The 12,687-nt window shown below is 59.6% G+C and carries 23 protein-coding genes; all 23 read right to left on the minus strand.

Features of this window, described 5'->3' with window-relative positions:
• Positions 1 to 49: 49 nt before the first annotated feature.
• Positions 50 to 1,438 carry a preprotein translocase subunit SecY gene (gene secY, locus ROO76_15755; protein MDT8069620.1) on the minus strand — a complete coding sequence of 463 codons (1,389 nt, stop codon included), beginning with the start codon at positions 1,436 to 1,438 and terminating at the stop codon, positions 50 to 52.
• A gap of 39 nt (positions 1,439 to 1,477) precedes the next feature.
• Entirely contained in the window at positions 1,478 to 1,918 is a 441-nt protein-coding gene (gene rplO / locus ROO76_15760) for a 50S ribosomal protein L15 (protein MDT8069621.1), read from the minus strand.
• Positions 1,919 to 1,995: 77 nt separating this feature from the next.
• Positions 1,996 to 2,229, minus strand: coding sequence for a 50S ribosomal protein L30 (rpmD, locus tag ROO76_15765; protein ID MDT8069622.1), 234 nt, complete (start codon positions 2,227 to 2,229; stop codon positions 1,996 to 1,998).
• A 3-nt stretch (positions 2,230 to 2,232) separates the two neighbouring features.
• Complete coding sequence (gene rpsE, locus ROO76_15770) at positions 2,233 to 2,742, minus strand: 30S ribosomal protein S5 (GenBank protein MDT8069623.1); 510 nt, start codon at positions 2,740 to 2,742, stop codon at positions 2,233 to 2,235.
• A gap of 85 nt (positions 2,743 to 2,827) precedes the next feature.
• Positions 2,828 to 3,205, minus strand: coding sequence for a 50S ribosomal protein L18 (rplR, locus tag ROO76_15775; protein ID MDT8069624.1), 378 nt, complete (start codon positions 3,203 to 3,205; stop codon positions 2,828 to 2,830).
• Between the two features lie 76 nt (positions 3,206 to 3,281).
• Positions 3,282 to 3,821 (minus strand): 50S ribosomal protein L6, encoded by a 540-nt coding sequence (gene rplF / locus ROO76_15780; protein ID MDT8069625.1) that lies wholly within the window; start codon positions 3,819 to 3,821, stop codon positions 3,282 to 3,284.
• A 149-nt stretch (positions 3,822 to 3,970) separates the two neighbouring features.
• Entirely contained in the window at positions 3,971 to 4,369 is a 399-nt protein-coding gene (rpsH, locus tag ROO76_15785; protein ID MDT8069626.1) for a 30S ribosomal protein S8, read from the minus strand.
• Positions 4,370 to 4,582: 213 nt separating this feature from the next.
• On the minus strand, positions 4,583 to 4,750 hold the full coding sequence (locus ROO76_15790) for a type Z 30S ribosomal protein S14 (GenBank protein MDT8069627.1): 168 nt from the start codon (positions 4,748 to 4,750) through the stop codon (positions 4,583 to 4,585).
• Between the two features lie 162 nt (positions 4,751 to 4,912).
• Positions 4,913 to 5,557: a 50S ribosomal protein L5 gene (gene rplE / locus ROO76_15795; protein ID MDT8069628.1), complete on the minus strand. Its 645-nt coding sequence runs from the start codon at positions 5,555 to 5,557 to the stop codon at positions 4,913 to 4,915.
• A 138-nt stretch (positions 5,558 to 5,695) separates the two neighbouring features.
• Positions 5,696 to 6,019: a 50S ribosomal protein L24 gene (rplX, locus tag ROO76_15800; protein ID MDT8069629.1), complete on the minus strand. Its 324-nt coding sequence runs from the start codon at positions 6,017 to 6,019 to the stop codon at positions 5,696 to 5,698.
• A 74-nt stretch (positions 6,020 to 6,093) separates the two neighbouring features.
• Positions 6,094 to 6,465 (minus strand): 50S ribosomal protein L14, encoded by a 372-nt coding sequence (rplN, locus tag ROO76_15805; GenBank protein ID MDT8069630.1) that lies wholly within the window; start codon positions 6,463 to 6,465, stop codon positions 6,094 to 6,096.
• Between the two features lie 60 nt (positions 6,466 to 6,525).
• Positions 6,526 to 6,840: a 30S ribosomal protein S17 gene (gene rpsQ, locus ROO76_15810; GenBank protein ID MDT8069631.1), complete on the minus strand. Its 315-nt coding sequence runs from the start codon at positions 6,838 to 6,840 to the stop codon at positions 6,526 to 6,528.
• 2 nt (positions 6,841 to 6,842) lie between these two features.
• On the minus strand, positions 6,843 to 7,061 hold the full coding sequence (rpmC, locus tag ROO76_15815; GenBank protein ID MDT8069632.1) for a 50S ribosomal protein L29: 219 nt from the start codon (positions 7,059 to 7,061) through the stop codon (positions 6,843 to 6,845).
• A 43-nt stretch (positions 7,062 to 7,104) separates the two neighbouring features.
• Positions 7,105 to 7,521, minus strand: coding sequence for a 50S ribosomal protein L16 (gene rplP / locus ROO76_15820; GenBank protein MDT8069633.1), 417 nt, complete (start codon positions 7,519 to 7,521; stop codon positions 7,105 to 7,107).
• Positions 7,522 to 7,634: 113 nt separating this feature from the next.
• A complete protein-coding gene (gene rpsC / locus ROO76_15825; GenBank protein MDT8069634.1) occupies positions 7,635 to 8,300 on the minus strand; it encodes a 30S ribosomal protein S3 in 666 nt (221 codons plus the stop codon).
• 129 nt (positions 8,301 to 8,429) lie between these two features.
• Positions 8,430 to 8,900, minus strand: a complete 471-nt coding sequence (gene rplV / locus ROO76_15830) for a 50S ribosomal protein L22 (GenBank protein MDT8069635.1) — start codon at positions 8,898 to 8,900, stop codon at positions 8,430 to 8,432.
• A gap of 19 nt (positions 8,901 to 8,919) precedes the next feature.
• Positions 8,920 to 9,225, minus strand: a complete 306-nt coding sequence (rpsS, locus tag ROO76_15835; GenBank protein MDT8069636.1) for a 30S ribosomal protein S19 — start codon at positions 9,223 to 9,225, stop codon at positions 8,920 to 8,922.
• 17 nt (positions 9,226 to 9,242) lie between these two features.
• Positions 9,243 to 10,067 (minus strand): 50S ribosomal protein L2, encoded by an 825-nt coding sequence (gene rplB, locus ROO76_15840; protein ID MDT8069637.1) that lies wholly within the window; start codon positions 10,065 to 10,067, stop codon positions 9,243 to 9,245.
• Positions 10,068 to 10,178: 111 nt separating this feature from the next.
• The gene (locus ROO76_15845; GenBank protein ID MDT8069638.1) at positions 10,179 to 10,472 is read right to left on the minus strand and encodes a 50S ribosomal protein L23; all 294 of its coding nucleotides are present in this window, start codon (positions 10,470 to 10,472) and stop codon (positions 10,179 to 10,181) included.
• Positions 10,472 to 11,131: a 50S ribosomal protein L4 gene (rplD, locus tag ROO76_15850; protein ID MDT8069639.1), complete on the minus strand. Its 660-nt coding sequence runs from the start codon at positions 11,129 to 11,131 to the stop codon at positions 10,472 to 10,474. Before rplD ends, ROO76_15845 begins: the two co-directional genes overlap by 1 nt.
• A gap of 78 nt (positions 11,132 to 11,209) precedes the next feature.
• Positions 11,210 to 11,932 carry a 50S ribosomal protein L3 gene (gene rplC, locus ROO76_15855; protein MDT8069640.1) on the minus strand — a complete coding sequence of 241 codons (723 nt, stop codon included), beginning with the start codon at positions 11,930 to 11,932 and terminating at the stop codon, positions 11,210 to 11,212.
• A gap of 72 nt (positions 11,933 to 12,004) precedes the next feature.
• Positions 12,005 to 12,331, minus strand: coding sequence for a 30S ribosomal protein S10 (rpsJ, locus tag ROO76_15860; GenBank protein ID MDT8069641.1), 327 nt, complete (start codon positions 12,329 to 12,331; stop codon positions 12,005 to 12,007).
• Between the two features lie 216 nt (positions 12,332 to 12,547).
• Positions 12,548 to 12,687 (minus strand): elongation factor Tu (gene tuf / locus ROO76_15865; GenBank protein ID MDT8069642.1); only part of this gene is annotated, 140 nt, incomplete at its 5' end.

The following is a 12,687-nucleotide window of genomic DNA, read 5'->3' on the forward strand; positions in this document are numbered from 1 at the left end:
GCGCCTCCGGGATGCGAGTTACTGCCCCGGGCCCCCCACCATTTCCTGCTTACCACCTTCGGCCGCGGATCCTGCCACTTCTCGGCGTGAATCCCTCGTAGTGACGCATCAGCAATTGCGCCTCTATCTGGTTGACCGTGTCCATCGCAACGCCAACTACGATCAGCAGGGATGTACCGCCGAAATAAAAGTTCACGCCTAAACCGTTGAGGACAAAATTGGGGAATCGTTCGAAGAAGTTGCCCCCCAACCATACCGGCAAATGGTTCAGGTGAATGCCCGCGATCATCCATTCTGGAATGATCGAGATCACGATCAGGTACAACGCCCCGACAAATGTAATTCGGGTCAGAATGTCGTTGATGTAATCGGCCGTCCGTTTCCCCGGACGGATACCTGGAATGAATCCGCCATACTTCTGCATGTTCCCCGAGACCTCGCTCGGGTTAAAAACGATCGAAACATAGAAGTAGGCAAAGAAAATAATCCCGAGTGCGTACAGCAACGTGTAAAGCGGCTCGCCCCAGTTCATGGCCGCGACCATGTCATCGAGATGAGCATTTTTCCCTTTCAGGAACATCCCAAGCGTCTGCGGCAACGTCAGCACCGAGGACGCGAAGATGACAGGCATCACACCGCCGGAGTTGACACGCAGCGGCAGGTGCGTACTCTGCCCGCCCATGACCTTTCGTCCGATCACGCGTTTCGCGTACTGCACGGGTATTCGCCGCTCACTACGTTCCACGTAGACTATGAACGCCACCACCACGATCATTACGGCAATCAGGAACAGCATCCCGGGAACGGTCATCGCGCCCCAAGCCTGGTCTCTGACCTTGGTGTAGAGGTCGCCCACGGCCCGTGGCAGACCCACGACGATGCCGGCGAAAATCAGCAGCGACATGCCGTTGCCGACTCCGCGCTCGGTAATCTGCTCACCCAGCCACATGATGAACGCCGACCCGGTCGTCAGGGTCAGGATTGTCATCAAAACGAAGCGCAATCCCGGATGCAACACGACGCCGGCTTGGCGCTCCAAAGTAACCGCGATGGCAGTCGACTGCAGCGCACTCAGAACGACGGTCAGGTAGCGCGTCCACTGGGTAATCTTCTTGCGCCCGAGTTCACCTTCATTCTGCAGTCGCTTCAGTGGCTCATACACCACGGTAAGCAGTTGCAGAATGATCGAGGCGGTGATGTACGGCATGATGCCGAGGGCAAAGATCGTCATGCGCCGAAGGAATCCGCCGCTGAACAGATCGATAAAGCCCAGCATCGTGCCGCCCTGCTGGTTGAATAGGTTTTCGAGAACTCTGGTATTGATACCGGGAGTCGGCAAGTGACCGCCGATGCGGTACACAGCCAGCAGTGCCAGCGTGAAGAGAACACGCTTGCGGAGATCCGGGATTCTAAAGATGTTCGCGAATTTCTCGAACATAGGGCCTCATTGTTCCGGCGCGCCTGGCGCGCGGAACGGTTAAGCGATGACTTCGGCCTTGCCGCCAGCCTTCGTGATCTTCTCCTGCGCCGAAGCGGAGAACTTATGGGCGGAAACCGTGAGCGCAGTCGAAAGCTCGCCGGTACCCAGGACCTTCACCATGCCGGTGCGTGACTTCAAGATACCCCGATTGTAGAGCACCTCGGGGTTCACCGTCGTCTCGCCAAGATCACCCAAAACGGCCAGGTTCACCAGCGTGTATTCCTTCTTGAAAATGTTGGTGAAGCCGCGCTTCGGCAACCGGCGATGCAAAGGCATCTGGCCGCCTTCGAAACCGCGCATCAGGCGCGAACCCGAGCGCGAGCCCTGCCCCTTGTGACCGCGGGTCGAGGTCTTACCCATGCCCGAACCCATGCCGCGGCCCACACGCTTGCGCTTCTCCGTCGAATTCTTCGGTTTGCGAATCGTCGAAAGATTCATTTCTCAATCCCAGTTGCGACAGCCTACTGGCTCATCGCGTCAATAATCTGTGAGGGCGGACACAAAATCCGCGAAATTTACTTGCCTGCAGGCTGGACGATTTCGACCAGGTGCGGCACCTTCGCGACCATCCCGCGGATCGATAGCGTGTCTTCGCGCTCGATCACCTGGTACAGCCGCGTAAAGCCAAGCCCTTTCACGACCAGCTTCTGCTTTTCCGGGGCGCAAATCGCGGAACGAACGTACTTCAGATGGAGCTTCGTTCCGGAGGGCGCCTGCTTCTTCTCGACTTTGTTTCGATTGCGAGCCATGGCTTACAGTTCCTCCACAGCCTTGCCACGCATGGCGGCAACTTCGTTCTTGTCGCGCAACTTGCGCAGCGCGTCGAACGTCGCCTTCACCACGTTGTGGGGGTTGGTCGTACCGATCGATTTCGTCAGCACGTTCTGGATGCCTACCGAGGTCATCACCGCGCGAACCGCGCCGCCCGCGATCACTCCCGTTCCTTCGGGCGCCGGCTTCAGCAGCACCATGCCCGAGCCGTAGCGTCCCAGCGCGGCGTGCGGAATCGTCGTCGGGTTCAGGTTCACCTTCACCAGGTTCTTCTTCGCCGATTCGATTCCCTTGCGGATGGCCTGCGGAACTTCCTTCGCCTTGCCCGAGCCGTAGCCAACGACACCGGAACCCGGGTCTCCGACCACGACCAGCGCGGCGAACGACATGTTCTTGCCGCCCTTCACGACCTTGGTCACGCGGTTAATGCTGACCACCTGGTCCTTCAGGTTGAAGTCGCCGGCATCGAGTTTCCTCTTCGCGATTGCCATTTCTTCACTCTTCCCCTGGCGCTTTGCGCCGAGATCTCTTGTGCCCCAGGTTCACCGTCCCTCTTTTGGACGGTTAACCTGGGCTTTAGAACTGCAGTCCGCCTGCGCGGGCCGCGTCCGCCAATGCCTTGATGCGTCCGTGGTAGAGGTATCCGCCACGATCGAATACGACCTTGGAGATGCCCTTTTCCTTCGCGCGCTCCGCCACCAGTTTGCCCACCTGCTTCGCCGCGGAAAGATTGCCGCCGCTGACGTGCGACTTCCCGTCTTTCGCCTTGCCCGCCTCCAGCGAGGTAGCCGAAACAAGGGTTACACCCTTGGAGTCGTCGATTACCTGCGCATAGATATGGCTGACCGAGCGGTAAATGTTCAGGCGCGGACGCTCTGTCGTTCCCAGAACCTTTTTCCGAATCCGCTTGTGAACCCGGCCCCGCGTCTCGTTCTTCGCTGTCTTCGTAATCATCTTCGTATCCTGTGCCCCACCCTGGGTGCCCTATCCTTCGCGCGTCTTACGCGAAGGGTGGGACTGTTTCTAATCTTTATTTCGCGCCAGTCTTGCCAACCTTCTTCTTCAGCCGTTCGCCGAAGTAGCGTACGCCCTTGTTCTTATATGGGTCGGGTGGACGCAGGCCGCGCATTTCTGCGGCAACCTGGCCGACCTTTTGTCGGTCGATTCCTGTGATGGTCAGCTTCGTCTGCTTGGGATCGATCGCCACCTCGATGCCGCTCGGAAGCGGATATTCAATCGGGTGCGAATAACCTAGCGTGAACACCACAATGCCCTTGCCCTTCATTTCCGCACGGTAGCCAATTCCGACGATTTCCAATTCGCGGGTCCAGCCCTTAGTGACTCCCTCAACTGCGTTGTTCACCAGCGCGCGGACCAGTCCGTGCACCGCGCGATGCTCTTCGTCCTGGCGTTTCACTACGAGGTGCCCGTCTTCCTGCGCCAGCGTGACGCCGGCAGGTATGTGATTCGCAACTTCGCCCTTCGGCCCCTTCACCTTGACGGTGTTACCGTCAACGGCGAACGTGACTCCCTTGGGAAGGGCGATCGGCTTTTTACCAATTCTCGACATTCCGTTTCCTCTCGTTCACCACATCGGGGTCTCGCTGAGGCGACTTCCGTTGTGGGCTTCCGGCCCGAACCACTCGTTCAGGCTCGTCTGCTACGTAGTGCTTTGTGCCCTACCCTTGTCGCGAAGCGACAGGGTGGGGCAGTTCACCATTAATAGATCTCGCAGAGCACTTCGCCGCCGACGCCTTCCTTGCGCGCCTGCCGTCCTGTCATCACGCCCTTGGGCGTAGTCAGGATGTTGATGCCCAGTCCGCCAAGCACGCGCGGAATCTCGCTGTTGCCGACGTAAACCCGGCAGCCCGGACGCGAAACGCGGTTCAACTGCGTTATCGCCGCCTGGTTGTCAGTGCCGTACTTCAAGTAGACGCGGATCAGTTTCTTGCCTTCCTCATCCATCGGCTTGAAGTTGCTGATGTAGCCTTCCTCTTTCAGAATGCGGGCGATCTCCAGCTTCAGTTTGGAAGCCGGTACGTCCACCTTCTGCTGGCGGGCCTTAATCGAATTGCGAATCCGGGCCAGGAAATCTGCCACGGGATCGGTCAAACTCATCGTTTCCTTCTCCTCAATCGTCGCCCGTTCTCTTTCATCGCGGCAGGCTGGCAGCCCGCGATTGGTTCGGCCGGTTACCCCCGGTCTCCCCGTGAAAGAACCTGCGGTGACGCTCTTGCTCTCGAAGCCGCTCTTCGCGGTCTCCTGGACCGTTCACCGGTCCGTTTCGCCAGCGCCCTGTTTGCCTCACGGCATCCAGAGCCTCGGTAACGACTACCAGGCCGACTTCGAAACGCCGGGGATCTCGCCCTTCAGGGCCAGTCCACGGAAGCAGAGCCGGCAAAGTCCGAACTTGCGCAGGTATGCGCGCGGACGCCCGCAAATCTTGCAGCGGTTGTGCTGGCGCGTGGTGAAGATCAGACCCTTACCTCCGCACGCCAGGCACTCCTTGCCGTCAAGCAGCTTGGCGCCTTTACAGATCGGACACTTCTTCCCGCGCATCTCGTTATTCTTGGCGTCCTTGACTCGTTTTGCAGTTGTAGCCATATCTCTCCTAAATCTCTCGGTGCCCCATATCTCCCGTCCCTTGGGAGATGTGGGCCACTACGCGGTGCGGAACGGCATCCCGATTTGCTTCAGCAATGCGCGTGCGTGATCATCGCTCTTCGCCGTCGTCACGATTGTGACGTTCATTCCCTTCAGCTTCTCGACCTTCGCGTAATCGATCTCGGGGAAGATCAACTGATCGTGTAGCCCGAGCGTGTAATTGCCACGGCCATCGAATGATTTCGTGCTCACGCCGCGGAAGTCACGTACGCGGGGAAGCGCTACGTTCATTAACCGGTCGAGGAACTCGTACATACGGTCACCGCGCAACGTAACCATCGCGCCGATCGGCATCCCTTCTCGCACCTTGAACGCCGCAATCGACTTCTTCGCCTTCGTAATCACCGGCTTCTGACCCGTGATCTGCTGAAGTTCGGCAACGGCCGGGTCGAGAACTTTCGCGTTCTGCGTCGCTTCGCCAACACCCATGTTGACGACGACCTTCTCCAGCCGCGGAACCGCCATCACGTTCTTCAGGCCAAGCTCCTTCATTAGCGCAGGCACGACTTCCTTCTGGTACCGGTGCCGCAGGCGTGCCGAAGCTTCGTTGTTCAGCTTAGGACGAGCCGGCTTTCCCGCCGGAGCAGCTTCCGCCGCCGGTGCCGCGCCCTTCTTCTTCTTTCCTTCTTCCTGCTTTGCCATTTCCTTGTCACTTTCTCTCACGGTTTCGGAGTCGCTTTCGCTTACCGGTTCGTGAGGCCCTCATTTGCGCCCTACCCTTCGGTACCCCATTTGCCCTCTGTTGGCATGTGGGTCTTCCGACAGGGTGGGGCTGTACAACTATTTCTCCATCGTGCTGCCGCAACTCGCGCAGACCCGAACCCGTCGGTCGCCCTGTTCCTGGTGGCGGATGCGCGGGGTCTTTCCGCAAGAGCCGCAAATCAGCTTCACGTTCGAGATCGAGATCGGGCTTTCCTGCTCGGCAATGCCGCCCTTGATATTGCGCTGCGGGTTCGGCCGTACGCCCTTCTTCACCACCATGACGTGCTCGACCAGGACCTTGCCTTCCTTCGGCATGACGCGCAGCACGCGCCCCTCTTTGCCCTTGTCCTTGCCGGTGATCACCTTCACCGTGTCGTTCCGGCGAATATCAACGCTATTCATAACTCTCTGTTCCTTCTGGCCGGCAACCGCCGGCTCCAAATCTTCCCCGGCAACATGCCGGTGTTCTATTCCGCTTAAAGGACTTCCGGCGCCAGTGAAACGATCTTCAGAAAACGCTTTTCGCGAAGTTCGCGCGCGACCGGTCCGAACACGCGCGTTCCGATCGGTTCGTGATCCGGCGTCACCAGCACAGCCGCGTTCTGGTCGAAGCGGATGTACGTGCCGTCCTTGCGGCGATGCTCCTTGCGCGTACGCACGATCACCGCCTTCACCACCGTGCCCTTCTTCACGTTGCCGTCCGGCGAAGCTTCCTTCACCGCCGCGGTCACGACGTCGCCGAGTCCGGCGCGCAATCCCGTGGAACCGCCGAGCGGAAGGATCATCTGCAGCTTGCGGGCGCCGGAGTTATCCGCCACCTCCAGCATCGATCTCATCATCACTGCCATGGTTCTATCTCCCTCTGGGTGCCCCATCCTTCGCGCGCTTTTCAGCGCGAAGGGTGGGATTTAACCGATCTGCTCCGTCGATTCCTGCAACTCGGGCGCGAGCGCCGAGCGCTTCAAAATTTCCTTCAGCTTCCACCGCTTCAGCCGCGACATCGGACGTGTCTCCTCGATGCGGACAAAATCGCCGACGTGCGCCGTCTGCTCTTCGTCGTGCGCGTAATACTTCTTCGAGCGGGTCATGACGCGCTCATACAGCGGGTGCGCCTTCTGGCGGCTCACCTGCACCACGATGGTCTTCGCCATCTTGGTCGAGGTCACCTGGCCAACCAGTGTCTTGCGGCCGGACTTCTTCTCGGTCTGTGTCGTTTCGGCCATGGCTACTTCTTCTCCGTTCCGGACTTGGCGGCTGCCAGTTCCTTTTCGCGCTTGATCGTCTTCACCCGCGCGATGTCCTTGCGCAAGCCGTGGATCTTCTTCAAGCTCTCCGTCTGTCCCATCTTCATCTGGAACTTCAGCTTGAAGAGCTGGTCATTCAGTTCGCGCTCCTGGTGTAGGAGCTCGGCATCTGTCAGGTTTCTAATTTTGCTGCTATCCATCGCTAATCTCTCTTGCCCTCGGGAAGCCAGGCTTCCGGGGGAATTAGTGCGCCGTTTCGCGGGCCACGAACTTGGTTACGAGGCCCAGCTTATGCGAAGCCAGACGCATCGCTTCCTTCGCATCGGTCGGCGTAACGCCTTCCATCTCGAACAGTATCTTGCCCGGACGAACCACGGCTACCCAGTGATCCGGAGCGCCCTTGCCCTTACCCATACGGGTTTCAGCCGGCTTCTTCGTTACCGGTTTGTCCGGGAAGAGGCGGATCCATATCTTGCCCCCGCGCTTCACGAAACGGGTCATAGCCACGCGGGCCGCTTCGATCTGCCGGTCGGTAATCCAGCCGGGTTCCATCACCTTCAAACCGTAATCTCCGAACGACAGGTCGCTTCCGCGCCACGCCTTACCGCGCATGCGTCCGCGCTGCTGTTTGCGGAACTTAACTTTCTTTGGCATCAACATAGTCGGTTCTCAATTGCCAGTTCTCAGTTCTTAACGGCTGATCGTCAGCCTCGTTGCCCTCGTTTCGTCCCATCGCCAACTGGCTACTGGCAATCGGCTACAGGCAACTGGTGTTAGAACGTGCTCTGCGCAGGCTGTCCTTCGCGTCTCTTCTGCGAAAGGATTTCGCCCTTATAAATCCAGCACTTCACGCCGATCACGCCGTAGGTGGTCTTCGCTTCCGCAAAGCCCCAGTCGATGTCGGCGCGCAGCGTGTGCAGCGGCAGGCGTCCCTGCAGATACCACTCGGACCGCGCGATTTCGTTGCCGTTCAGGCGACCCGACACGCGGACCTTGATACCTTTGCAGCCGAAGCGCAGCGCCGAATCCACGGCCTTGCGCATCGCGCGACGGAAGCCCACGCGCTTCTCCAACTGCAGCGCGATATTCTCCGCCACCAGTTGCGCGTCCAGTTCCGGCTTGTGTACTTCCTGGATATCGACGTAAACGTCGCGACCGGTACGCTTCTGCAACTCCTGCTTCAGCTTGTCGATCTCCGCGCCCTTGCGTCCGATAATGATGCCCGGACGCGCCGTGCGAATGATGATGCGAAGCTTGTTGCCAGGGCGCTCGACGTCAATCGAGCTGACGCCAGCCGACTTCAGCTTGTCCTTCAGTTCATCTTTCAGATGAACGTCTTCGACCAGCAGCTTGTCGTAGTCCCGCTCCACAAACCAGCGCGACTTCCACGGCTTGGTGTAGCCGAGCCGGAATCCGTAAGGATGGACTTTCTGTCCCATAATGTTTCGTCTCTCCAAACTTTCCGTGCCCCACGTCTGCCGTTGTCAGCAGATGTGGGCACCTCAAACCCATTCTCATCCCGTGCTCCACGTCTGCCACTTTTAGCAGATGTGGGCACACTTGAACTTTTACTTCTTGGCCGGAGCCTTCTTCTTAGCCGGAGCCTTCTTCGCCACAGCCTTCTTCTTCGGAGCCTTGGCCTTCTTCGCCGGCGCCTTCGACTCATCGACGTTCGTCGCCACCGCTGCCGCCGCTTTCTCCGCCAGCACGATCTCCATGTGCGAGATACGGCGCTGGTAGCGGTACGCACGGCCCATCGGAGCCGGACGGATGCGCTTCATGCGCGGGCCCTCATTCGCGACCGCCCGCTTCACATACAAGCGGTCCAGATCGACATCCGCGCCCTTTTCCGTGCTCAGGTAATTCGCGTTCTCGACCGCCGAACGCAGCAGCTTGTGCACCAGCGGAGCAATGCGCTTATTGGTGAACTCCAGCATGTAAAGCGCGTCCTCGACCCGGCGGCCCTTGATCATGTCCAGCACCAGGCGCGCCTTCTGCGGCGAAACTCGCATGTACTTCGCTTTCGCGGTGAATTCCATTTCTCTAATCCTCTCGTCGTTACGCCTTCGGCGACGCCGCCGGCTTCGCCGCTGATTCCGCCGCGGCCTTCACCGAGTGTCCCTTGAACTGCCGGGTGAAGCTGAATTCCCCCAGCTTGTGGCCCACCATGTTTTCCGTGACGTACACCGGGATGAACTTCTTCCCGTTGTGCACGGCCAGGGTGTGCCCCACCATCTCGGGAATAATCGTCGACCGTCGCGACCACGTGCGCACGACCTTCTTCTCGTTGCGCGTATTCATGTCCTCAACCTTGGCGACAATGTGCGCGTCTACAAACGGACCTTTTTTCGTCGAACGTGCCATTTTTCAGTTCTCCACTACTACTTGCTGCGGCGCGACACGATGTATCCATCGGTCCGCTTGTTGTTGCGGGTCTTGTATCCACGGGTCGGCTGGCCCCACGGGGTTACCGGGTGACGTCCGCCGGAGGTCTTGCCTTCACCGCCGCCGTGCGGGTGATCCACCGGGTTCATCGTGACGCCGCGGTTCACCGGGCGGCGTCCGAGCCAGCGCGTGCGTCCGGCCTTGCCGATCGAAATGTTCTCGTGATCGAGGTTGCCGACCTGCCCGACCGTCGCCATGCAATCCACCAGCACCCGGCGGGTTTCGCCGGAAGGCAGCTTCAGCAGCGCGTAGTCGCCTTCCTTCGCAACCAACTGCGCCTGGGCTCCGGCCGAACGCGCCATCTGCGCGCCTTTGCCGGGCTTCAGCTCGATGTTGTGCACGAACGTTCCGGGCGGGATGTTCTTCAGCGGCAGCGCGTTTCCAACCAGGATGTCCGCTTCCGCGCCGCTTACGACCGTCGCGCCGACAACCAGTCCCGAGGGATGCAGGATGTAGCGCTTCTCGCCGTCGGCATAATTCAGCAACGCGATGCGCGCCGAACGGTTCGGATCGTACTCGATACTCGCAACCTTCGCGGGAATCCCGAACTTGTCGCGCTTGTAGTCGATGACGCGCAGCTTCCGCTTGTGACCGCCGCCGCGATGCCAGATCGTCTGGTCGCCGCTGTTGCGACGTCCGCCGGTGCGCTGTTTCGGTTCAGTCAGCGGCTTGTACGGCTTCGTCGTCGTCAAATCATCGTTCACCAGCGTAGTGGTGAAGCGCCGCGTCGGGGTTACCGGTCTATATGTCTTAATCGCCATATTGTTGACTCTCGGATAGCTTGCGCTCTCGCGCGGGCTATCGGTTCTCATCTCAAGCTTCCGTCGCTTCGTCTTGCGACTTGCGACTTGTGACTTGCTACTGTAGTTCCGTTACAGGTTCTGCGCGTACTCGGGCATCTTCTCGCCCTGCTTCAACCGCACGTACGCCTTCTTCCAGTCGGGGCGGAAACCGGTGAACTTGCCGCGGCGCCGCTCCTTGCCCAGGAAGTTCGCGGTGCGAACGTGATCGACCTTGACCTTGAAGATCGACTGCACCGCTTCCTTGATTTCGGTTTTGCTCGCCTTGGCGGCCACTTCGAAGACCAGCGTCTGCTCGGTCTCCTTCACGCCCAAACCTTTTTCGGTAATCACCGGGCGACGGATGATCTGGTATGCGGACTTCATTACGCCACCTCCGCCTTCCGCTTCGGCGCACTCGCCTTCAGCGAACTCTGCAGCTTGTCGAGCGCGCTCTTGGTGAAGATCGCGCGATCGTAACGCAGCAGGTGATAGGGATGAACCTCGGGACCGTACAGCATCTCGACGCCCTCGATGTTGCGCGAGCTCAGTTCCAGGTTCTGGTTCTCGTTGCTTCCGGCTTCCACCAGCAGCGCCGTCTTTTCCACGTTCAGGGCGTCCAGCGCCTTGCGGACTTCCTTCGTCTTCGCTTCCTTTAATTCGAAGGACTCGACCACGACCAGCTTGCCGTCCTGCAGCTTCGCGGCGAGCGCCGAACGCAGCGCGCCCAGCAGCTTCTTCTTCGGGAAGGTGAAGTCATACGAACGCGGCTGCGGTCCGTGAACCGTTCCGCCGTGCCGCCACAGAGGCGACCGGATGGAGCCCACGCGGGCGCGGCCCGTACCCTTCTGCCGCCACAGCTTCTTGCCCGAACCGGAGACCAACTTGCGGTTCTTGGTGGCATGCGTGCCGGCACGCTGCCCGGCGCGGTAGTGCTTCACCGCTTCCCAGAGCAGGTCCTCGTTGATGCCGCCGAATACCTCATCGGCCAACTCGAGGCTGCCTACCTTTTTCCCGGCCAGATCCAAAACGTCAATCGTTGCCATAATGTTTTCTCTTCGATTTTCGTTGTCCGTGCCCCACATCTGCCGCTCTTAGCAGACGTGGGCACCCGAACTGAACTCTTACTTGCCCTTCGCGGAACGCTTCGAAGCCTTCAACGGGTTGACCATCCCGGCCTCACCGGTGAATCCGCGACGCTCCCTCGGCGGTTTCTTCGCCTTGGTGATCACGACGTAGCCATTCCGCGGACCCGGTACTGCGCCTTCCACGACCAGCAGGTTCTCGTCCTTATCGATTCCGAGAACGCGCAGGTTGCGAACCGTCACCCTCTCCGCGCCCATGTGGCCGGACATGCGCTGCCCGGGGAACACGCGCGAGGGGAACGACGATGCGCCGATCGAACCCTGCACCTGGAACATGTGGCCGTGCGACTTCGGTCCGCCACCAAACTTGTGACGCTTAACGACGCCGGCGAACCCGCGGCCCTTGCTGGTGCCCGCGATATCGACAAACTTCTCGCCGTCGAACACATCGACTAGAACCTTGTCGCCTATCTTCGCGCCGTCCTTGCTCGCTTCATCGAGCGCGATCGGGACTTCGCGCAGGAACTTCACCGGGGGCAGATTGTTCTTGTCGAGGTGGCCCTTCGCGGCCTTGGTCAGCCGCGATTCCTTCACGAACTCCACCAGCCCAATCTGCACGGCGTCGTAACCGTCACGCGTCGCCGACTTCAGCGAGGTGATGACGCACGGGCCAGCCTGCAGGACAGTCACCGGGTGAACCTCACCCTTGTTGTCGAACAGCTGGGTCATTCCGACTTTCTTGCCTAAAATTCCGCCAACCATGGCTTTCTCTTCTCCTCATCATGCCCGCTGGGCACTGTCGGATCTTCCAGACGTCTGATCGCTGTCTGACGTCTACTTGTGTTCTTTTCCGTAAGCCTTGATCTCAACGCCCACGCCAGCCGGCAACTCCAGCTTCATGAGCGCATCGACCGTCTGCTGCGTCGGCTCGAGAATATCGAGCAAACGCTTATGAGTGCGGATCTCGAACTGCTCGCGGGACTTCTTGTCCACGTGGGGCGAACGAAGCACGCAATACTTGTTCTTCACCGTGGGGAGTGGAATCGGACCGGCGATTTGCGCGCCAGTGCGACGTGCCGTCTCCACGATTTCGCCCGTGGACTGGTCCAGAACGCGGTAGTCGTAAGCTTTTAAACGGATCCGGATTCGTTCTTTGCCAATCACTGTAGTTCTCTCAAAGATCTGTTTGCGGAAACTTGGCTATCACCTTGTCTCCCGGCCGGCGCCGCGATCTCCTCGCCGCCTGACCGCCTGCGGCCTTTCGCCGCAGGTTGATTTTTGTTTTGAAGGGGCACGGCTTCAGCCGTGCCGATTCACTTTGATTCTTAGAACTCTCGTGCCCTACCCTTCTCGCTAGGCGAGAGGGTGGGGCAGTTACTACGCGATGATCTCGGTGATGGTACCGGCGCCCACCGTTCGTCCGCCTTCGCGGATTGCGAACCTGAGCCCCTTTTCCATTGCCACCGGCGTGATCAACTCGATCTCCAGCGTCACGTTGTCGCCAGGCATCACCATCT

The organism is Terriglobia bacterium, assembly GCA_032252755.1.
GTDB lineage: Bacteria > Acidobacteriota > Terriglobia > Terriglobales > Acidobacteriaceae > JAVUPY01.